The organism is Arthrobacter sp. H41 (assembly GCF_000520535.1).
Taxonomy (GTDB): Bacteria; Actinomycetota; Actinomycetes; order Actinomycetales; family Micrococcaceae; genus Arthrobacter_D.
In genome coordinates this window covers 1-18,449 of the sequence record NZ_KI914771.1, presented here as the reverse complement: position 1 = coordinate 18,449, position 18,449 = coordinate 1, and the positions used below count along the sequence as shown (strand labels likewise).

The 18,449-nt window shown below is 64.5% G+C and carries 19 protein-coding genes and 1 pseudogene; 8 read left to right on the top strand and 12 right to left on the bottom strand.

Going from position 1 to position 18,449, the window contains the following annotated elements:
* From Y705_RS17130 to Y705_RS20995, 7 genes and pseudogenes are all read right to left on the bottom strand, one after another.
* A partial coding sequence (locus Y705_RS17130; RefSeq protein WP_081737758.1) for a glycoside hydrolase family 65 protein occupies positions 1–2,085 on the bottom strand: 2,085 nt, incomplete at its 3' end.
* Positions 2,086–2,130: 45 nt separating this feature from the next.
* Complete coding sequence (locus Y705_RS22945; protein ID WP_049822215.1) at positions 2,131–2,367, bottom strand: PfkB family carbohydrate kinase; 237 nt, start codon at positions 2,365–2,367, stop codon at positions 2,131–2,133.
* Positions 2,345–3,073: a PfkB family carbohydrate kinase gene (locus tag Y705_RS0103555; RefSeq protein WP_253908465.1), complete on the bottom strand. Its 729-nt coding sequence runs from the start codon at positions 3,071–3,073 to the stop codon at positions 2,345–2,347. The genes Y705_RS22945 and Y705_RS0103555 overlap by 23 nt, the downstream gene beginning before the upstream one ends.
* 203 nt (positions 3,074–3,276) lie before the next feature.
* Complete coding sequence (locus Y705_RS17120; RefSeq protein ID WP_081737757.1) at positions 3,277–3,804, bottom strand: cupin domain-containing protein; 528 nt, start codon at positions 3,802–3,804, stop codon at positions 3,277–3,279.
* Between the two features lie 333 nt (positions 3,805–4,137).
* A complete protein-coding gene (locus Y705_RS0103545) occupies positions 4,138–5,151 on the bottom strand; it encodes an SDR family oxidoreductase (RefSeq protein WP_026531850.1) in 1,014 nt (337 codons plus the stop codon).
* A gap of 128 nt (positions 5,152–5,279) precedes the next feature.
* Positions 5,280–6,206, bottom strand: a complete 927-nt coding sequence (locus tag Y705_RS0103540; RefSeq protein ID WP_026531849.1) for a LysR family transcriptional regulator — start codon at positions 6,204–6,206, stop codon at positions 5,280–5,282.
* Between the two features lie 66 nt (positions 6,207–6,272).
* Positions 6,273–6,725, bottom strand: a pseudogene (locus Y705_RS20995) (LysR family transcriptional regulator); the annotation flags it as partial.
* A gap of 447 nt (positions 6,726–7,172) precedes the next feature.
* On the opposite strand from Y705_RS20995, the gene nrdH reads away from it, so the two are divergent.
* The 4 genes from nrdH (at position 7,173) to nrdF (ending at position 11,128) form a co-directional block, all read left to right on the top strand.
* On the top strand, positions 7,173–7,418 hold the full coding sequence (nrdH, locus tag Y705_RS0103535; RefSeq protein WP_026531848.1) for a glutaredoxin-like protein NrdH: 246 nt from the start codon (positions 7,173–7,175) through the stop codon (positions 7,416–7,418).
* 33 nt (positions 7,419–7,451) lie between these two features.
* Positions 7,452–7,907, top strand: coding sequence for a class Ib ribonucleoside-diphosphate reductase assembly flavoprotein NrdI (gene nrdI / locus Y705_RS0103530; protein ID WP_026531847.1), 456 nt, complete (start codon positions 7,452–7,454; stop codon positions 7,905–7,907).
* Positions 7,904–10,066: a class 1b ribonucleoside-diphosphate reductase subunit alpha gene (nrdE, locus tag Y705_RS0103525; protein ID WP_049822213.1), complete on the top strand. Its 2,163-nt coding sequence runs from the start codon at positions 7,904–7,906 to the stop codon at positions 10,064–10,066. The genes nrdI and nrdE overlap by 4 nt, the downstream gene beginning before the upstream one ends.
* Positions 10,067–10,153: 87 nt before the next feature.
* A complete protein-coding gene (gene nrdF / locus Y705_RS0103520; protein ID WP_026531845.1) occupies positions 10,154–11,128 on the top strand; it encodes a class 1b ribonucleoside-diphosphate reductase subunit beta in 975 nt (324 codons plus the stop codon).
* Between the two features lie 292 nt (positions 11,129–11,420).
* Here the strand turns inward: nrdF and Y705_RS0103515 are convergent, their stop codons facing one another.
* A complete protein-coding gene (locus tag Y705_RS0103515; RefSeq protein ID WP_026531844.1) occupies positions 11,421–12,263 on the bottom strand; it encodes a metal-dependent hydrolase in 843 nt (280 codons plus the stop codon).
* A 131-nt stretch (positions 12,264–12,394) separates the two neighbouring features.
* Positions 12,395–13,429 carry an AAA family ATPase gene (locus Y705_RS0103510; RefSeq protein WP_026531843.1) on the bottom strand — a complete coding sequence of 345 codons (1,035 nt, stop codon included), beginning with the start codon at positions 13,427–13,429 and terminating at the stop codon, positions 12,395–12,397.
* 260 nt (positions 13,430–13,689) lie between these two features.
* On the opposite strand from Y705_RS0103510, the gene Y705_RS0103505 reads away from it, so the two are divergent.
* On the top strand, positions 13,690–13,953 hold the full coding sequence (locus Y705_RS0103505; RefSeq protein WP_253908464.1) for a type II toxin-antitoxin system Phd/YefM family antitoxin: 264 nt from the start codon (positions 13,690–13,692) through the stop codon (positions 13,951–13,953).
* A complete protein-coding gene (locus Y705_RS0103500) occupies positions 13,950–14,201 on the top strand; it encodes a type II toxin-antitoxin system RelE family toxin (RefSeq protein ID WP_026531841.1) in 252 nt (83 codons plus the stop codon). The genes Y705_RS0103505 and Y705_RS0103500 overlap by 4 nt, the downstream gene beginning before the upstream one ends.
* 29 nt (positions 14,202–14,230) lie before the next feature.
* Here Y705_RS0103500 and Y705_RS22165 read toward each other — a convergent pair whose 3' ends face one another.
* Positions 14,231–14,572, bottom strand: coding sequence for a hypothetical protein (locus Y705_RS22165; protein WP_216698732.1), 342 nt, complete (start codon positions 14,570–14,572; stop codon positions 14,231–14,233).
* Positions 14,573–14,650: 78 nt separating this feature from the next.
* Between Y705_RS22165 and Y705_RS22160 the strand changes: the two genes are divergently transcribed.
* Positions 14,651–14,893 (top strand): IS1096 element passenger TnpR family protein, encoded by a 243-nt coding sequence (locus Y705_RS22160; RefSeq protein ID WP_343212715.1) that lies wholly within the window; start codon positions 14,651–14,653, stop codon positions 14,891–14,893.
* 370 nt (positions 14,894–15,263) lie between these two features.
* On the top strand, positions 15,264–16,031 hold the full coding sequence (locus Y705_RS17110; RefSeq protein WP_049822211.1) for an ankyrin repeat domain-containing protein: 768 nt from the start codon (positions 15,264–15,266) through the stop codon (positions 16,029–16,031).
* Between the two features lie 39 nt (positions 16,032–16,070).
* On the opposite strand, the gene Y705_RS17105 is transcribed toward Y705_RS17110, so the two are convergent.
* Both Y705_RS17105 and Y705_RS22155 read right to left on the bottom strand, forming a co-directional pair.
* Entirely contained in the window at positions 16,071–17,744 is a 1,674-nt protein-coding gene (locus Y705_RS17105; RefSeq protein WP_155849896.1) for a hypothetical protein, read from the bottom strand.
* 330 nt (positions 17,745–18,074) lie between these two features.
* On the bottom strand, positions 18,075–18,449 hold a 375-nt coding region (locus Y705_RS22155; RefSeq protein ID WP_162149033.1), incomplete at its 5' end, for an MFS transporter.

Genomic DNA, 18,449 nt, shown 5'->3' with positions numbered 1-18,449 from the left:
GCGCAGTTGCTCGCCGTCGGTGCGGAGCCCGCCGAACCCGCTGACCAGCGCCAGCCATGCTCCGGCACACGCGGCGAGGTGCACTCCTTGGCGGCTGTTGCCCTGCCCGTCGCGGAGGTCGGTGAGCGCGGTTTCGCGCAGGTAAGCCAGCGCAAGGTCCAGATGGCCCACCCGCGCGCACACCACGGACTGCACCGCAGCCGACAGGGATGAATCACGGACCGTGCGCTGCTCGTAGTAGCTCAGATTTCGGGCCGTCTCGTCTGCGGTGAAGGCATCGGGGCACCACCACAGGGCCAGGACGAGATCGGCCTGTTTGATCACCTGACGACGGTAGATCTTTGCGTAGTGGGCGTGCTCCTGTACCGGGTAGGCGTCAGGGTCGGGGTCGAATTTCCATTCCCGATAGGTGGTGAACTTCTCGTTGGAGGGGTGGACCTCACGCACGGCATCATAGGGAACGTAGAGGGCACCGGCTATGTGACGCCACGTACTGGCCTCCGAAGGATCGACACCGAGCCGCTCGGCATGCTCGGGATAGGCGTCGCACGCCTCGGCTGCCGTCTTCAGGTTGCGCTGGGCCATCAAGTTGGTGAACACATTGTCGTCCACGACGCCGGTGTACTCGTCCGGTCCGGTCACGCCGAAGAGGTGGAACAGGCCGTCGTCGTCGCGATGCACAGTGCTCGCCCACATGCGGGCCGTTTCGACGAGGACGTCGACTCCGTCGATTGCGGGAAGGGCTGTTCCCGCTGCGTGGGAGTGAAAGCTGAACGCCAGGGAGATGGTGGCGTTCAGGTGCATGGCCGCGGTACTCGCCGGCCAATAGGCAGAGACCTCATGCCCATCGATGGTGCGCCAGGCGAAGGATGCGCCTTTCACTCCCAGGGTCCTGGCACGCTCCCGGGCCGGCTCAAGGGTCGAGGCCCTCCACTGCAACAGATGCGCAGCGCCCTCCGGGTGCAGCAGCGTCAGTGTCGGCGCGACGAACCCCTCGATATCCCAGAAGGTGTGCCCGCTGTAGCCCGAGCCGGTGAGTGCTTTGGCTCCTATCGGTGCCTGGTTGAGGCAGGCTGCAGCCTGCAGAACCTGGAACAGGTCGAAGCGGATCGCCAACTGCAGCTCAGCATCCCCGCCCACTTCCACGTCCGCGCCGTCCCAGAACCGGTCGAGAAATGAACGCTGGTCGTGGACGAGTCCTGCCCAGCCGCGTTCCCGGGCGCCGTCGAGCGCAGCAAGCGCCTGCGCCTCGAGGTCGGCAGGGGAATCGTCCACCGACCGCACGTGGCACAGGTATTTGACGAACCCGACCTTCTCACCGGGCTCGAGGTCGGTTACCACCGTGGTGGCCACCTGATCTTCATCGCAGTGGGTGGAGACCCGTCCGCCGTCGGGAATCTGCACTTCGTGGTCCACCGCGGCCGCCACCCCGATCCTGCTGCCCCGCGTGGCGTGTACGAGGATCCCGCCGGTCTCATGTCCCCGGAGGGACAAGGACCGGAACGGCTGTTCAAGGGCCTGGCCCACCCGTGGATCGGCGTTGTCCACTTGCAGAGCTGTGCCATTGACAACCAGTTCTGACCGGATCACCACCTGCACCGCGTGGTCGACCGCTTCGATCTCGTAGTGGATCGCCGTGATCGAACGCTGGGTCAGTGACACCAGACGGGTGGATACCAGGCGCATCCGTCGCCCTGTCGGGGTGACCCACTGGATTTCACGGCGCAACAACCCTCCCTGTAGGTCAAGGATCCGTTCGTGATGTTCCGGCGGCGTCTCGCGGATATCGAGCGGGACGCCGTCGACCTGCAGCCGGATAGGGGTGCCGTCGGCTACACCGATGATCGCTTGACCGTGCTCGGGATGCCCGTAGCTCACCTCGGGGTAGGACAGCGGGTGGTACTCGTAGACCCCGGCCATGAACGTCCCCGTGGATCCGCTCGGGTGCATTTCGTCCAGGGCGCCCCTGACTCCCACATATCCGTTGGCCAGCGCGAAGACCGACTCCGCAACCCCGGGCTCGTCCCAGCCGAAGTTCGATTCATTGATCCGCCATGGATGGGCGTCACTCGGGAAGGTAGGCACCGGACAATGTTAACCGGACAGGGTCGTGTTGCGCCGGGTATTCACCTACTTTTTCGCCTCCTGCGCCTCCCGTGCGCGCTGCGCCTCGACGCGCACCCGCTGAGCATCGAGGTCGGGTCTTCCACCGGCCGAGCCGACCACCTGCGCCGCAGCCGTCGCGGCCCACCAGACGGCGGACTCGGCACTCTCTCCCCGCAGCAGGCCGAGGGTGAGCGCGGCGACGAAGGCATCGCCCGCGCCCATCGGGTCCACCGCTGCGTCATCGAGGTGGGGGAGTACCACGTGTCCTTCTTGACCAGGCCACCACGTTCCCCTCTCCTGGAGCGGCCAGGGCGACGACGCGCGGGCCTTCTGTCAGCAGCGACCGGGCGGCTTCGACGGTCTGCGCCAGATCCCGGGGCTTCCAGCCCACCAGGGCTTCGACCTCCTTCCGGTCAGCGCGTACGACGGTGGCATGGCGCAGCACCTGCCGTCGGACGTCCTCATCAGCTGGAGCGCCATCAGCCACCACGAGAGCGCCGCCCGCGGCGCCCGCCTCAAGCGCTTCCAACACGGCCGGCCCCGGCTGCTGGAGCTGCACCAGCACGGCGTCGGCCGCGTGCAGCAGCTCCCGGCTTCTCCGAACATCACCGGCATCGAGCAGGACGCCGGCGGCCACGTCTTGGAGGAGCCGCCGGATCCCGTTCGGCTCAACGATGTCGACAAGGAGCGCAGTCGGCGCCCCGGCCCGGTGGACCACGCCGGCGACGCCGATGCCGTCGTCGGCCGCCTGTGCCACCACGTCCCGCCCTGCCTGGTCATCGCCTACCACTCCCACCAGATGCACTTCGGCACCCAGCTGGCGGCACGCCACGGCCTGATTCGCACCCTTGCCGCCGATGAGCTCCCGCCGCTGGCGCACGGCTGCCGAGCCGCCGTCGTCGGGCATCCGCTCAATCGTGAGCACGAGGTCACGCGCCACCTGGCCCACCACTACCACTCCGGACATCGCTTCCGCTCCCATCTTCGTGCCGTCGGGCCGTTTCCATCACGAAAGCAAGGCACGGTGGTCTCATCGGGTCAACGCATCACCAGCACGATAGCAATCGAAACTCGGTCAGATCGGGTGTTACCAGACCGCAGCTGGTCCAATCCTCCGAATCCAGGAAGGGTCAGTTCCTCACCCTGCAAATGAGCGATTCATCATTCACCCTATCCAGGCGGGGGCGCGCCCATCTCCAATGGAGGGGTCAGATCGAAGCGCTCGATCAGTTGCGGCAGGGACTCGAAGTCCATCTGAAGGCCGTACCTGGCATTAGCTTCAGCCATTGCGTCAAGGTCGGGTGGGGCTCCTTCTGGAAAGAAGGGCTCGATCTCCTCGAAATACTTTTCAAATCCTGCCGGAGAAATAATCTCAAGCATTCGTGCCTGCTCATCGCCGGCGTTCCAAAAGGTGTGCCATTGATCCCGTGGCTTCAACACCAGCTCGCCTGGGCCGGCGTAAAACACCTCATCCCCGAGGAGGAAGCCGACTCGACCCTTGGTAATGATCGTGAATTCGTCCTCGCGGCTGTGCATATGGAGGGGTGCTCCAAGTTCACGCCAGGCCAGCAAGTGCTCGACAATGGAGAACCTTTCCCCCGTTGTCACTGCGTCCAGAAGGGTTCGGGCGGTGAAGGCATCGCCGAACCGAACGACGGTGCCGACCTCATCGCCGACCGGTCCGGATATCGTGCTCATGAAGCGACGATACGCGCGCTCATTTTCGTAATCAATGGTTGTCGCGACTGGTCAACGCACCGCCGGTTCGGAGTGGAATCCGTCGATATCAAGTGCACGGCGCGGGACCACTCAGCGGGCACTATCTCCTGCCACTGATTATCAGCATCGGAGACCCCGCGCAGCTTTCAACACCATCACCAGCTCGAATTCTGTCTGGTCTTCATTGATGGGCTCGACATTCTTCTGAGCCTGCCCGAATTCGGGCCCGTGCTTGCCGCAACGTTCCTCTGGTCCGACGCACCAACATTCTCACCTGGAAAGATGCCCGAGCCGATGCCTACTCGAAGGTGCCTAGGAGCGCGCCCGGCACCAGAGCTCGCTGAGCGTGGACCGCACCTGCGGCGACAGCGCTGCACCGCCGACGCCCACAAGGGCTGCCCCGGCGAGACTACGCTGCGCGGTGCGCCGCTTGCCGCCCCAGCCTCCCGTGACGGTGGCGTTGCCCGGATCTGGCGAGGGCGCGTACAGGTTCCCCGAGGAATCGGCTGTGGCTTCCTTCTTGGAGAGGTGCGTGTTCTCCACCTGGACGGCCATCATCGTTTCGATCCGACCGGGCATGAGCCGGTGCTGGCGCACCATCGAACGCCCGATCCGCCCCACCACCACTTCGCGGCGCGGTTTCTCGAGAAGGGCACAGATGGTCCTGGCGACCCGGTCCGGGCTGTAGACGGGGGGCATGGCCACGGCACGGCGCCCGGTGTAGTTGGCTGCGTGGTCGAAGAACGGGGTGTCGATCGTGGCGGGAAGGACGGTGCAGACATGGATCTTCTTGTTCCGCTTGTCGAGGCGCAGCTCCGAGCACAGGCTGACGCCCAGGGCACGGATGGCTGCCTTCGACATGGAGTAGGCGGTGGTATAGGGCTGGGGAACTTCGCCGACGATCGAGGCGACGTTGATGATCATGCCCGAACCCTGCTGCTCCATCCGTTCGAGCGCCGCACGGGCGCCATGGACGTAGCCCATCACGTTGACGTCCATCACCCGGCGGAAGTCCTCGAGCGGCACCTTCAGGAACGGTGAGAAGTAGGACACCGCCGCGTTGTTGACCCAGACGTCCAGCCGGCCGAAGTGTTCGACGGCGCGGCCGGCGAGTGCCTGGACCGCGCCGGCGTCGGTCACGTCCGTGGGAACAGCGATGGCGCGGGCACCGAGTGCCGTGCACTCGGCCACCAGGGACTCGAGCGCGTCCCCGCGCCGGGACGCGAGGACAAGGCAGGCTTTCTTGCGGGCGAGGTGCAGTGCGGTAGCCCGCCCGATTCCGCTGGCTGCACCGGTGATGACGACGACTGAGTTCTTGACGCGCATGGGTTGCTCCTCGGCAGGTCGGAACGACGTTCGGAGTGCATGCAACGGTCGGCATGCCTGCTTCGAGGGTAGCGAGGCGGAAAGGCAGTCTCAACGCTTATCTGGTGTGCGTTGCAGCGCGAGAAAAGCTATGCCGTGTGCTTGGGAGCGATCCGTTGTCCCTTGAGGATCTCCGCGAGCTGGTCCATGAAGAGCCGGACGCGGATGTTGTGCCGGTCGCCGGTCTGCAGGGCGAAGATGCTCCGTGCGAGGCGGATCTCCGGAACGTCGAGGGCCACGACGCCGTCGGGCCGGTTCAGCATGGCGAGCTCGGGGACGAGCGCCGCACCGAGGCCCGCCGCCGTCATCTCCAGGCTGGCGTTGAAGTCGTCGCAGTAGGCGATGACGCGGGGGTGGAGGTTGCAGCTGGCGAAAAGCCGTTCGATCACGGTGGCGTCGGCGGTGCCGGGGTGGTGGAGGATCCACGGCATGTCGGCGAGCTGGTCGGCGCTGACCGTCGAACCGGGCCGGATGCCCCAAGAGGCCGGGAGGATCACGCGGAAATTGTCGTCCCCGATCCACTGCCGGCTGACGGAGGACGGCCAGGCGAGGCCCGCCTGGCCCACCTGGTAGACGAACGCGAGGTCCAGTTCGCCGCCGGTCCGCAGCCCCTGGATGGTCTGCGCCGGCTCGGCGACATAGACCTTGAGGTTGATGCCGAGCTTCCGCCACTGCTGGGTGCCCAGCAGGCGGGGCAGGGCGAAGGTGGCAAGACTCGGGAAGATGCCCAGCCTCAGCTCCTCGGCGGTGCCGCCGTCGGCCCGTGCCGAGGACGCGAGCAACGCGTCGATGTCGGTCAGTACCTTGGCCGCGTGCCGTGACATGACGACGGCGGCTTCGGTCGGGGCTGCGCTCCGGGCGCTTCGGGCGAAAAGCGTTGTCCCCGTGTCCTTCTCGAGCGCCGACATCTGCTGGGAGACGGCGGAGGCCGTGTAGCCGAGGCTGGTGGCGGCCCCTGCGAAGGAGCCGTGCCGGATGACCTCCAGGAGGGTGCGCAGGTGAACCGGATTGACCACGAACGCTCCCTTCCTGCTCCGTTGGACCGGCATCGGGCCGGGCGGAGTTTTTCGAGCATACCTGCGCACCTGGTAGACGAACGCGAGGTCCAGTTCGCCGCCGGTCCGCAGCCCCTGGATGGTCTGCGCCGGCTCGGCGACATAGACCTTGAGGTTGATGCCGAGCTTCCGCCACTGCTGGGTGCCCAGCAGGCGGGGCAGGGCGAAGGTGGCAAGACTCGGGAAGATGCCCAGCCTCAGCTCCTCGGCGGTGCCGCCGTCGGCCCGTGCCGAGGACGCGAGCAACGCGTCGATGTCGGTCAGTACCTTGGCCGCGTGCCGTGACATGACGACGGCGGCTTCGGTCGGGGCTGCGCTCCGGGCGCTTCGGGCGAAAAGCGTTGTCCCCGTGTCCTTCTCGAGCGCCGACATCTGCTGGGAGACGGCGGAGGCCGTGTAGCCGAGGCTGGTGGCGGCCCCTGCGAAGGAGCCGTGCCGGATGACCTCCAGGAGGGTGCGCAGGTGAACCGGATTGACCACGAACGCTCCCTTCCTGCTCCGTTGGACCGGCATCGGGCCGGGCGGAGTTTTTCGAGCATACCTGCGCAGGACGCCAGGGCTGTCAGCGGGGTTTCGGAGGGTCTGCGACACGCCGAGGAATGTCAATCCCCAAATTGTTTTGCCTGTGCGCAAGTCCTGCACAGGGTGTGGACACCTCGCTGAAAAGGCCCGGTTCCCGGGCTTTCCGGGGCCTCCGCCTGTGGATTTCGTGTGGACTACTCAGCCCCGAAATGACATACTTGTAATACATCATCTAGGGGTCTGTAGCCGCACGGCGTACTAGATGTAGTATCTAGATATCGAATAACTCGCTGGCAGGGCAGGGCCGAAAGACCGGAAATTCCTCGGAGTTCCTCCTTTCCTGGAAAGCCTCACATACACCCGCACACCACAGCATTTCAGCAGGATGAGAAGGGGAAGAGGGACATGACCGTCACGGTTTACACCAAGCCAGCATGCGTACAGTGCAACGCGACCTACCGGGCTCTGGATCGGAAGGGAATCACCTACCAGAGCGTCGATATCTCACAGGATCCCGCCGCGCTGGAGCGTGTTCGCGCGATGGGTTACCTGCAGGCTCCCGTCGTGGTGACGGACAAGGATCACTGGTCCGGTTTCCGGCCCGACAAGATCAACGAGCTGGCTCATTCAGCCATCAGCTCGGTCGCCTGATTCGGTTCAGGCATCGGGCACCCCGCCCCTCGAATGACTACCACCAGCAGTAGATCAGCAACCCGCGAGCCGGCCGCTCCGGGCAGCGTCACGGACGCCCCGCTGATCTACTTCTCATCGGTATCGGACAACACGCACCGGTTCGTGAAAAAACTCACGACGACGGCGGCCCGGCTGCCGCTGGTGACCAGCGACCCCACCCTGACGGCGCTTCGGCCGTACGTGCTGGTGTTCCCGACCTATGGCGGGGTCACCGGCAAGGGAGCTGTGCCCCGGCAGGTGGTGAAGTTTCTGAACGACGCAGGAAACCGGGCGCTCCTTCGGGGAGTGATCGGTGCAGGCAACACGAATTTCGGTGAGACCTACTGCCTGGCGGCGGACATCGTCGCCGCGAAGTGCAACGTTCCTGTTCTCTACAGGTTCGAAGTCATGGGAACGTCCGAGGACGTTGACCGCGTATATCAAGGATTGGAAGAGTTTTGGACATGAGTGTTGCAGAGACGGAGACGGCGGGGGCCTCCCCGGCGTCCACCGAGCGCTACCGGGAGATGGGCTACCACGAGCTCAACGCGATGCTCAACCTGTACGGCCCCAACGGAGAGATCCAGTTCGACGCCGACAAGGAAGCCGCCCACCAGTACTTCCTGCAGCACGTCAACAACAACACCGTGTTCTTCCACGACCTCGAGGAGAAGCTCGACTACCTCGTGAAGAACGAGTACTACGAGCGGGAAACCCTCCACCAGTACACGATGAACTTCATCCGGGACCTCTACAAGCGTGCCTACTCGAAGAAGTTCCGCTTCGAGACCTTCCTCGGCGCCTTCAAGTTCTACACCTCGTACACCCTGAAGACGTTCGACGGGAAGCGCTACCTCGAGCGCTACGAGGACCGCGTGTGCATGGTGGCCCTGCACCTGGCGCGCGGCGACGAGAAGCTCGCGACCCAGATCGTCGACGAGATCATCGAGGGCCGGTTCCAGCCCGCCACCCCCACCTTCCTCAACGCCGGCAAGCGCCAGCGCGGCGAGCTGGTCTCCTGCTTCCTGCTGCGCATCGAAGACAACATGGAATCCATCGGGCGCTCAATCAACTCGGCACTCCAGCTGTCCAAGCGCGGCGGCGGCGTGGCCTTCGCGCTGACGAACATCCGCGAGGTCGGTGCGCCGATCAAGCAGATCGAGAACCAGTCCTCGGGTGTAATCCCCGTGATGAAGCTCCTCGAGGACAGCTTCTCCTACGCAAATCAGCTCGGTGCGCGCCAGGGCGCCGGCGCGGTGTACCTGCACGCGCACCACCCGGACATCAACCGGTTCCTCGACACCAAACGCGAGAACGCCGATGAGAAGGTCCGCATCAAGACGCTGTCCCTCGGCGTCGTCGTGCCCGACATCACCTTCGAACTCGCCAAGCGCGACGAGGACATGTACCTGTTCTCGCCGTTCGACGTCGAGAAGGTGTACGGCATGCCGTTCTCCGATATCTCGGTCACCGAGAAGTACTATGAGATGGTCGATGATTCCCGGATCAAGAAGACGAAGATCAAGGCACGCGAGTTCTTCCAGACCCTCGCGGAGATCCAGTTCGAGTCCGGCTACCCGTACATCATGTTCGAGGACACCGTGAACCGGGCCAACCCGATCGACGGCAAGATCATCATGTCCAACCTGTGCTCGGAGATCCTTCAGGTCTCGCAGCCCACCACGTACAACGATGACCTGTCCTACGCCGAGACCGGAAAGGACATTTCTTGCAACCTGGGCTCGCTGAACATCGCCAAGACGATGGATTCGCCCGACTTCGGCCTCACCATCGAAACCTCGATCCGCACCCTGTCGGCGGTGTCCGACATGAGCAACATCACCTCGGTACCCTCGATCGCCAAGGGCAACGACCAGTCGCACGCCATCGGCCTGGGCCAGATGAACCTGCACGGGTACCTGGCGCGGGAGCGGGTCCACTACGGCTCCGAAGAGGGCCTGGACTTCACCAACATCTACTTCTACTCCGTGCTCTTCCACTGCCTCCGGGCGTCGAACCTGATGGCGATCGAGACCGGCAGCACGTTTGCCGGCTTCGAGAAGTCGAAGTATGCCAGCGGCGAGTTCTTCGACAAGTACACCGATCGGGTGTGGGAGCCGGCCACGGAGCGTGTGCGCGAACTCTTCGAGAACGTCAGCATTCCCACGCAGGCGGACTGGCTCGCCCTCAAGGCATCGGTCATGGAGCACGGTATCTACAACCAGAACCTGCAGGCCGTGCCGCCGACCGGTTCCATCAGCTACATCAACAACTCCACTTCGTCGATCCACCCGGTGGCCTCGAAGATCGAGATCCGCAAGGAAGGCAAGCTGGGGCGCGTGTACTACCCGGCGCCTTACCTGACCAACGACAACCTGGAGTACTACCAGGATGCGTACGAGATTGGCTATGAGAAGGTCATCGACACGTACGCCGCTGCCACGCAGCACGTGGACCAGGGCCTGTCCCTGACGCTGTTCTTCAAGGATACGGCCACCACGCGTGACATCAACAAGGCCCAAATCTACGCGTGGCGCAAGGGCATCAAGACCATCTACTACATCCGTCTCCGCCAGCTCGCGCTGGAGGGAACTGAGGTGGAGGGCTGCGTCAGTTGTATGCTTTAGGCAACTAAATTAGGAAGAGAGCGACGGCGGGCCACCGCCCGCCGTCGTGCGTTCGGCTTAGGTATAACCCAACTTTTAGGGGAAGAAATGACCGAGAGGGTCAAGCTTCTGACACATGTCGAAGCGATCAACTGGAACCGCATCCAGGATGACAAGGACGTGGACGTCTGGAACCGCCTGGTCAATAACTTCTGGCTGCCCGAGAAGGTGCCGCTGTCCAATGATGTCCAGTCGTGGGCCACGCTCACGCCGGACGAGCAGCAGCTCACCATGCGCGTCTTCACCGGCCTGACCCTGCTGGACACCATCCAGGGCACCGTCGGCGCCGTCAGCCTGATTCCGGATGCGCTCACCCCGCATGAAGAGGCTGTCTACACGAACATCGCCTTCATGGAGTCGGTGCACGCCAAGAGCTATTCCTCGATCTTCTCCACGCTGGCCTCCACCAAGGAGATCGACGAGGCGTTCCGATGGTCCACCGAGAATGCGAACCTTCAGAAGAAGGCGCAGATTGTCATGGACTACTACCAGGGCGACGACCCGCTGAAGCGCAAGGTTGCCTCGACGCTGCTCGAGAGCTTCCTGTTCTACTCGGGCTTCTACCTGCCGATGTACTGGTCCTCGCGGGCGAAGCTGACGAACACGGCCGACCTGATCCGCCTCATCATCCGCGATGAGGCTGTGCACGGGTACTACATCGGTTATAAGTTCCAAAAGGGCTTGGAGAAGGTTTCCGAGGAGCGCCGCCAGGAGATCAAGGACTACACGTTCGAGTTGCTCTTCGAGCTGTACGAAAACGAGGTCCAGTACACGCACGACCTTTATGACTCCGTTGGCCTGGCTGAGGACGTTAAAAAGTTCCTGCACTACAACGCCAATAAGGCGTTGATGAACCTGGGCTACGAGGCGATGTTCCCGGCTTCGGTCACTGATGTGAACCCGGCGATCCTCTCGGCGCTGTCGCCGAATGCGGACGAAAACCACGACTTCTTCTCGGGGTCAGGGTCTTCATATGTGATCGGTAAGGCCGTCAACACTGAGGACGACGACTGGGACTTCTAGACCAGTTGTGATTCGAACGTCCAGTTGCGACTTGGTTTTGGCCATCGTCGCCTCCCGGCGACCTAGCGCCGCCGGGAGGTAATCCGTACGTCAGCGGGGCTAAGACCAGCGAACAAGGAATCGCGGCTGGAAAACCGACATATGAACCTGCGCTCCTGATCGAGCCGGGTGTCGCGGGTGGACCCATCACAGAGGTTATTCTGGCGTAGCCAGCTGCATTGGATCTCTTCCAGCCTCCGTGTCTGCTCCAGACACTAGCGCGAAGGTGTTTTCGGTGTCCCTAGTGCTGCCGTCAGCCGAGCCCGGAAAGGCGGGCCGCGGCCTGGCCGTCGCCGATCCTCGTGATGGCCCACCCCACCCCACCAAGGGCGTAGAGCGAGACGGGTATCAGCAGGCACCACTCCCGCAGAGACCCGGCGTTCCCGAGGAGCGGCACCGCGATGTTGCCGTTGGGGCGCCACACCTGCGCGACCACGGGAAACTTCCCCAGACCCCGCGGACGGCGGAGCCGCACGGGATAGACGGGATTACAGCCACCGGTGGTGAGCATGTCGCCGAGAATGTGGACGATCACGCCGATGCCTACGGCGATCGGGAACCAGAACTGCTCCTCGGGCGCGAACGCCGTGACGAAGGCCCCGGCGGTCAGCCCCACCACCCACGGCGATCGTCGCATGCTGTCCGGGATGATCTTCAGGGCCTTGACCGCGAAGGAAACTAGGAGCACGGTGAGTAGGCCTGCGCCAGGATAGACGGTACCGAGCTCGGCGGTCTCGACCGTCCAAAGCCCAGCCACGAAGGCGACGACGACGAATGCGGCGACGCCGAGCAGTGAGTGGGTGCCGCGGCGGTGCCCACCGGAGACGGCGCCGACACCGGCACAGAGCAGGTTGGAGAGCGGCGGCAGGGAGTGGGCGATCGTGGCATTGTGGTGATCGGCGTCGGGCAAGAGTGCCGCCCCCGCCGTCACGAGCGCACCGGTGACGACTCCGACCGGGCTGACGTCCAGGAGCCCCACACCGAGGACGACGGAGTCCGGCAGCATCGGGAGGAACCGCCCGGTGTGCACCTCGATCTGGGTGGTGGCGGCAACCCAGGCGGCGGCGCCGCAGGCAGCATGGTGGGCACCCATCATGGTGGTCCCTCTCGATAGCAATCCGCGCGGCTGCAGGATCGTCGCCGGCAGGACCCATCCTGACGCGTGCCACCCCCATTATCCGCGCCGGCCTGCACGTCGGCATAAGACAGCCGACGCGGTGGGCACAGTTACATCAGCCAGCGCCACCATCGTGACGGTTCCGGCTCTGGTTTCGGTTCCGGCGCCGGTTCCTCTCCCAGGGCTCGCGCAGCCTCGACGACGTCGTCCGTAGTGAGCGTCATCACCGCGTTCCGATCGAGCGTGTCGAGGTTCCGGTCCTCGTCGAGCGACAGCCTCAGCGCCTGCCGGTTGAGCGCTTGCTCGAACAGCGTGCGGGCGAAGCGCGCATTGCCGGAGTCCTCGCCGGCGTGAAGGCCGGAGAGGATGCGGCGCAGCATCTGCTCCGCGCCCGGCTCCAGTGTGTACTCGTGCTGGGCAAGCATCTGGTGGAAGATCGTCTGGAGCGCATCGACCGAGTAGTCGGGGAAGGTGATCTCGCGCGCGAACCGGGAGCGTAGACCGGGGTTCGAGAGCAGGAATGACTCCATTAGCCGCGGATAGCCGGCCACGATGACCACCAGGCGGTGGCGGTGATCCTCCATCCGCTTGAGCAGGACCTCGATCGCCTCGGGTCCGAAGTCCGTCCGGCCATCCTCCGGGGCCAGAGCGTAGGCCTCGTCGATGAACAGGACGCCATCCAGCGCCCGCCGGATCACCCGGTCCGTCTTGATCGCCGTCGCGCCGACATACTGACCGACCAGGCCCGACCGGTCGACCTCGACCAAATGTCCCTTCTGCAGCAGCCCGACCGCGCGGTACATTTCGGCCAGGAGCCGCGCCACGGTGGTCTTGCCTGTGCCCGGGTTTCCGAGGAACACCAGATGCTGCGATGTGGCTACCTCCGACAGGCCGTGCGCCTTACGGCGTGCCTGGACCTGGAGCAGTGCGACAAGGGCCTGCACCTGTTCCTTCACGGTCTCCAGCCCTACCAATGCGTCGAGCTCGGCCTGCACCTCGGAGAGGGGTCGAGCCGGCCCCGGTCGACCACTGAAGAGATCACCGACCAGGTCGTCTACCCGTTCAGAACCCGGCAGTTTGAGCTGCTCTGTGAGATGGCTGAGCGTATCGCGCAGGTCGTCAAGTGGATTACGGCTGGCAGCCATGCGTTTCTCCTGTGGCGACTGTTGGTCTACGAGTGAATGGTTCGCGGTCGTTGGATCGGTGTGCTGGTCGGCATGGCTTGCTGGTGGGCGAGTGTCAACTGTAGTACTCCAGCGAACTCGCTGACAGGGCGCTAGACAAGTCACCGCAAGAGGAAAATAAGTAGGAGTTCCGTTCTCCCTCGACGGAGGCGCCCGGTGCCTGCAAGGGAATTGGGCGCTTCTTCACATCACTCGTCCGCATGCACATCTAAGAAGACGAGATGTACGTTGAATGCATGTCGACCATCAATATCACTGATGCAAGGGCGCGCCTGCCTGAACTTCTCACCGTCGTCGAGTCTGAGCCCGTCTTCATCGAGCGGCGCGGCCAGCGGGCAGCAGTTCTCCTGTCACCGGAGCGCTATGAGCAGATGCTTGACGCCCTCGAGGAAGTTGAAGATATTGCAGCCTTCGACGCTGCCATGGCGGAAGAGGGGAACGATATTCCTTGGACCCAGGTGAAGGCGGACCTCGGCTGGGCATGAACGGCTACCGGATCGAACTCCGCCCTGCCGCCGTCCGCGCACTCAAGAACATTCACCCGGAAGACCGTGAGCGTATTCAGGGTGCCATCGCCCTTCTCGGCCAGGACCCACGGCCGCCCAAGACCAGGGCGTTGAGCGGCCGACCCGGTTACCGGGTCCGCGTGGGCAACTACCGGATCAGCTACACGATTCGGGATGACGTCCTCCTGATCGTCGTCGTCAACGTCGGGCACCGCCGGGATGTCTAGCAGAAGTAGTGGCAAATAGCCTTGAACTTCTATGCTGCGGCGGTCCGAGTGCGCTGAGCCCGCTCCGCTCCGCGGATGATCAATTCGCCCGCGATCCCGAGGCCGATGAGCACAAGCAGATTCCCGTTGCGCGCGGAACTGGCTGCCATGTAGGTGTTCTGCGATGCCTGGACCAATGCAAGTTCGTTGGCATACCAGCCATTGACCACTGATTGTTGCGGAGCGCGCTCCGTAGCACGGTTGTTCAGCTCGTTCTCCACTGCGGCTGCGTCAAGCTGAGATGTCCAGTCGTAAGGCGCACCGACGTCGTCTCGGTTAGGAGCGCCGCCAACCCACGTGATGATCAACAGAAGCGCCAGGAGTGTCCCCACGACAATGCGCGCAAGCTGCGCGAGACCGACGGTTTTGCCCAGCCTTCCCAGGCGCCGCTTGCGAGCGTCGACTACTGCTTGCGGCTCCGCTTGAGGTGGTGGTGTCACCTGCCGCGGTGCATAGCGGGACACGGTGCCGCGCCTGCCGAGGACAGCGGTGGCGTGCGGGGTTGGATGAACATTGTTCAGGCCGTGAACGACCCGAGTCATGAGGAGCACAAGGAGTACCGGGAGTGGCTGGGGCTAGCGCGCGGTGAGGTTCTGAATCCCAAGGCGTTCGATGTGCGACAGGCCAACGAGGCGCTGGCTGACCTCTTCTGACGACAGCCGGCGCCCTGCCCGGCCTTATGGGTCGTCAAGAACGTGCCATGACGCCTCGCCCGTCTGACCAACGTCGGCTGGGCACCAGAACCGGGACAGCGTCTCGGGATCGCGGCAGTTTGTACAAGCTTGGAAAGTCGGCAGCTCATGTGTCGAATTCACTAGACAACGCCGGTGTGGTCGCGACGCCGGCTCGTCTCACCTGGGGATGGATAACCGGACCTGGCGAACGCCCGTGACGCCCACGCTGAGCCGTGCCAGGCCAGGCCCACAGTTGTCCGATTCATGGCTCGGGTATGCTGGCAGGCATGGGAATGGTCCCGATGAGGTTCTGGTGTGCCACCTCGGTGGCCCCGCGGCAGGCGTCCCAGTGAGGGCCCTCGTGCCGGGCGGTGTCCTGGCCGTACTGCTGCTGATGACCGGCTGCACCGGCAACGGCGAGGTGACCGGTTCGACGCAACAGATGCCTTCCAAGTCCGCGCCTTCGCCGAGCCCGTCGAGCACGTCGACGCAACAGATGCCTTCCAAGTCCACGCTTTCGCCGAGCCCGTCGAGCGCGTCGCCGCTGACCGTGGAGTCTGCTCCGGGTGTCTCGCCGAGCAGCCAATCGGCTACGTCGCTCGCTCCCGGCGAACTGACCGCGCTGAATCAGAACCTGATCGGGGCGGCCTGGGACAACAATGTCGCCGAAGCTCTCCGGCTCATTGCCGCCGGCGCTGACGTCAACTATGAGGACGAGACCGAACAGAGCGCTTTCCTCATCGCAGCGAGTGAGGGCTACCTCGAGCTGTTGGACCTGACCCTGGGCAATGGTGCGGACGTCCACGCGCGTGACAGTTACAACGGTACTGCTTTGATCCGCGCCGCGGAGCGTGGCCACGCGGACGTGGTGCGAAGGCTGCTGGAGACGGACGTGAACGTCAATCACGTCAACAACCCGGGCTGGACCGCACTGCACGAGGCGATCATCTTTGGCGATGGCTCGCCCCGGTACGTGGAGACCGTGCAGCTGCTCGTCGAAGGCGGCGCCGACGTGAGGCTCCCTTCCCAGGGCGATGGTGTGACGCCCTTGCAGCACGCCACGTCCCTGGGCTTCCAGGAGATCGCTGTTATTCTGCGCGAAGCGATGGAACAGTAGGCTGCGGGCGTCGCCACACCAGCAGGAGAAGTGTTGCCACTATCGACAAGAGCCGCTTCGTAGCTGACCGGAACGATGCTCACCTGTGACGACCCCGGGATCGCGAGGGGTTGGCGCGGAGTGCAGGTCGAGCAGTTCAGCCGTTCCCAGGACCCGGATCCCGTCGCGGGAGGCCAGGGCGGCGTCGTCGATCCGATTCCCCTTGATGTACTTGAGGTGGCCGGTAGCGATCAGCTTCTGGATGGAGACGGGCTGCATGGTCCTGGTGGGATCTCCCGGAAGCATGACCAGGCCACTCAACCGGTCGGCTTCTCCGGTGTGCAGCAGGCGCACGAGTGAATTTCCCCGAAGGGCGACGTCGCTATGCCCCGGAGCTGAATCCCTGGGCTGAACGGCCACGAAGGATCCCCTGCCGGCGAGCAGCACGCGGGCCTGCGCCAGCCGGGCGAAACGGAAGGAGTGTGCGCGCACGGTGGCGTGGTTCCCCATCGAGGCGACGATATCGGTCACCAGGTCCTGCCGGACACCCTCGGTGAGCTCCCTGGTGCTGAGATCCGCCACCAGAGTCCAGCGTTCGGCGATGGGTACCTCCGCGAACGACGGCCCCAGCACCCACAGCGCCTGTGCTTCGCGGGGACGAAAGGGCAGCAGCCCCGGGGGTAGCCGCACGATGGCGCGCACCCGCCCGGTACGCAACAGCCCTGACCGGAGTTCTTCAACTCCGCCTGTCACGGGAACGTCGCAGAGCACCCGTGCCGGCGCCATGATGACCGCCCGCTGGTGTTCATCCATCTGCAGGGCCAGGTGCTCCACGGACGTGAGGACCTCCGACGCATCCATTCCCGGTTCGCCGGGGGAGGGGTACTGCGCCACATGCACCACAGGGCCCTGAACAGTGAATTCTCCGCCGCGGCCGACGCTGATGTTCCCGCCGTCCATACCGTGCACCCGGAGGCGGCGACGCACCGGTCGACTGGTGCCGCCGTCGTCGTCCGCTGTCAAAAAGGTAGCCGGGGCGCCTTCTCCGGTGGCGCGCACGACGCCGAGCAGCAGGTCACTGCCGCCCCGCGTCGAGTCGGCGAACACGAACTGCCCGCCGAGCGCCGCGGCCAGCTCGACGGCGACCGCGGCGATCAGCTCCACGGCGGGTTCCGCGACCGCGGTATCCGCGTGCTCCCGGAACCCTGCCCGGTACCGGGTGGCCAGCAGGTGCTCGAAGGCTGCGGCCGGGTTGTAGGCGCTGTCCACCAGCCGGTCCGCGGACGACGCCGTCGAGGCGAGTGCGGGCCCCATGGCCTCCACTTCCGAAAACAGGAAGAGATCGTCAGGATCAGATTCGTCGGCGACGTCCAGGATTTCGTCGGCGCCCAGCTGCCCCAGTGACCTGCCGGTGATCGCCTTGAGCGTCAGCAGGGCGGTCAGGGCGTCGAGCGTGTTTCCCGGACCGCCGTCGGGTGCCACACCGGGCGCCCGGGCGAAAGCGGCGACGTCGTTCACGGCCTCCGGGTTGTTGCCCCGTCCCGTCGCTTCGAGCCAGCCGGCCACCTGATCGCCGTCGAACAGGTCACGGCCACCTTCCCGCGTTGCAGGCTCAGGAAACGGGACGTCTGCACCGGCGCTGCGCTTGCGCCACATGGACACCGCAGGGCGCTGGACCTGTGCGAGGGCGGCGACATCGGACAGGGTCATGGGCAGGGCTTGTGCTTCGCTCAATTGCGCCTCCTTGGGGCGTCGACCCAGCGTAGTAGCGGGGAGGTACATTCTTGGTTAGGTGCTGATAATGGGGGTTATCAACTCCTTTCGAGTGTTTGCGAACGGGTCGCCGTAGCGTCGGTTCTGCAGCGAGGAGGTCATTCTCCGATGCTGCGACGGCGGCGGGAGACGAAGCGTTGGGGACCGGTCTCCCGCCGTCGCTACCCACCAGGCGGACGAGCGCCGGCTCGACGATGTGCAGCAGGAAGCGGAGCCCTCCTCGCAGGAGCAAAAGCCCGCCCGGAGGAGGAGCGTGCTTCCTGCCGTGGCCGTCCGGTGCTACTGACTAGCTCAGTACATGCGTGGGTTGGTGTTCTTCAGCCGGGACGAGACAAGAAGCGCAAGTGGAGGAAAAATCAGGAGCACACCCAGCGACCATGTGAGGCCGTATTGGTCGCCCAGCCATCCGAACAAGGGAGCGCACGCCCCTCCGGCTGATACGGCAAGACCGAGGGTGACCCCGGATGCAGTCCCTATATGGTTCGGTAGGTAGTCATGACCAAGGGTGGTTTGGACTGAGAACGGTAAGTACAGACCCAATCCGAGCAGCGCTACCGCCATCACCGCGACCACCATCGATGGTGCCGCGAGAAGCATGATCAGGGACGGAAGGCATAGCGCGTAACCCAGGCGGATGGCGAACAGGCGGGACAGCCGGTCCGCCAA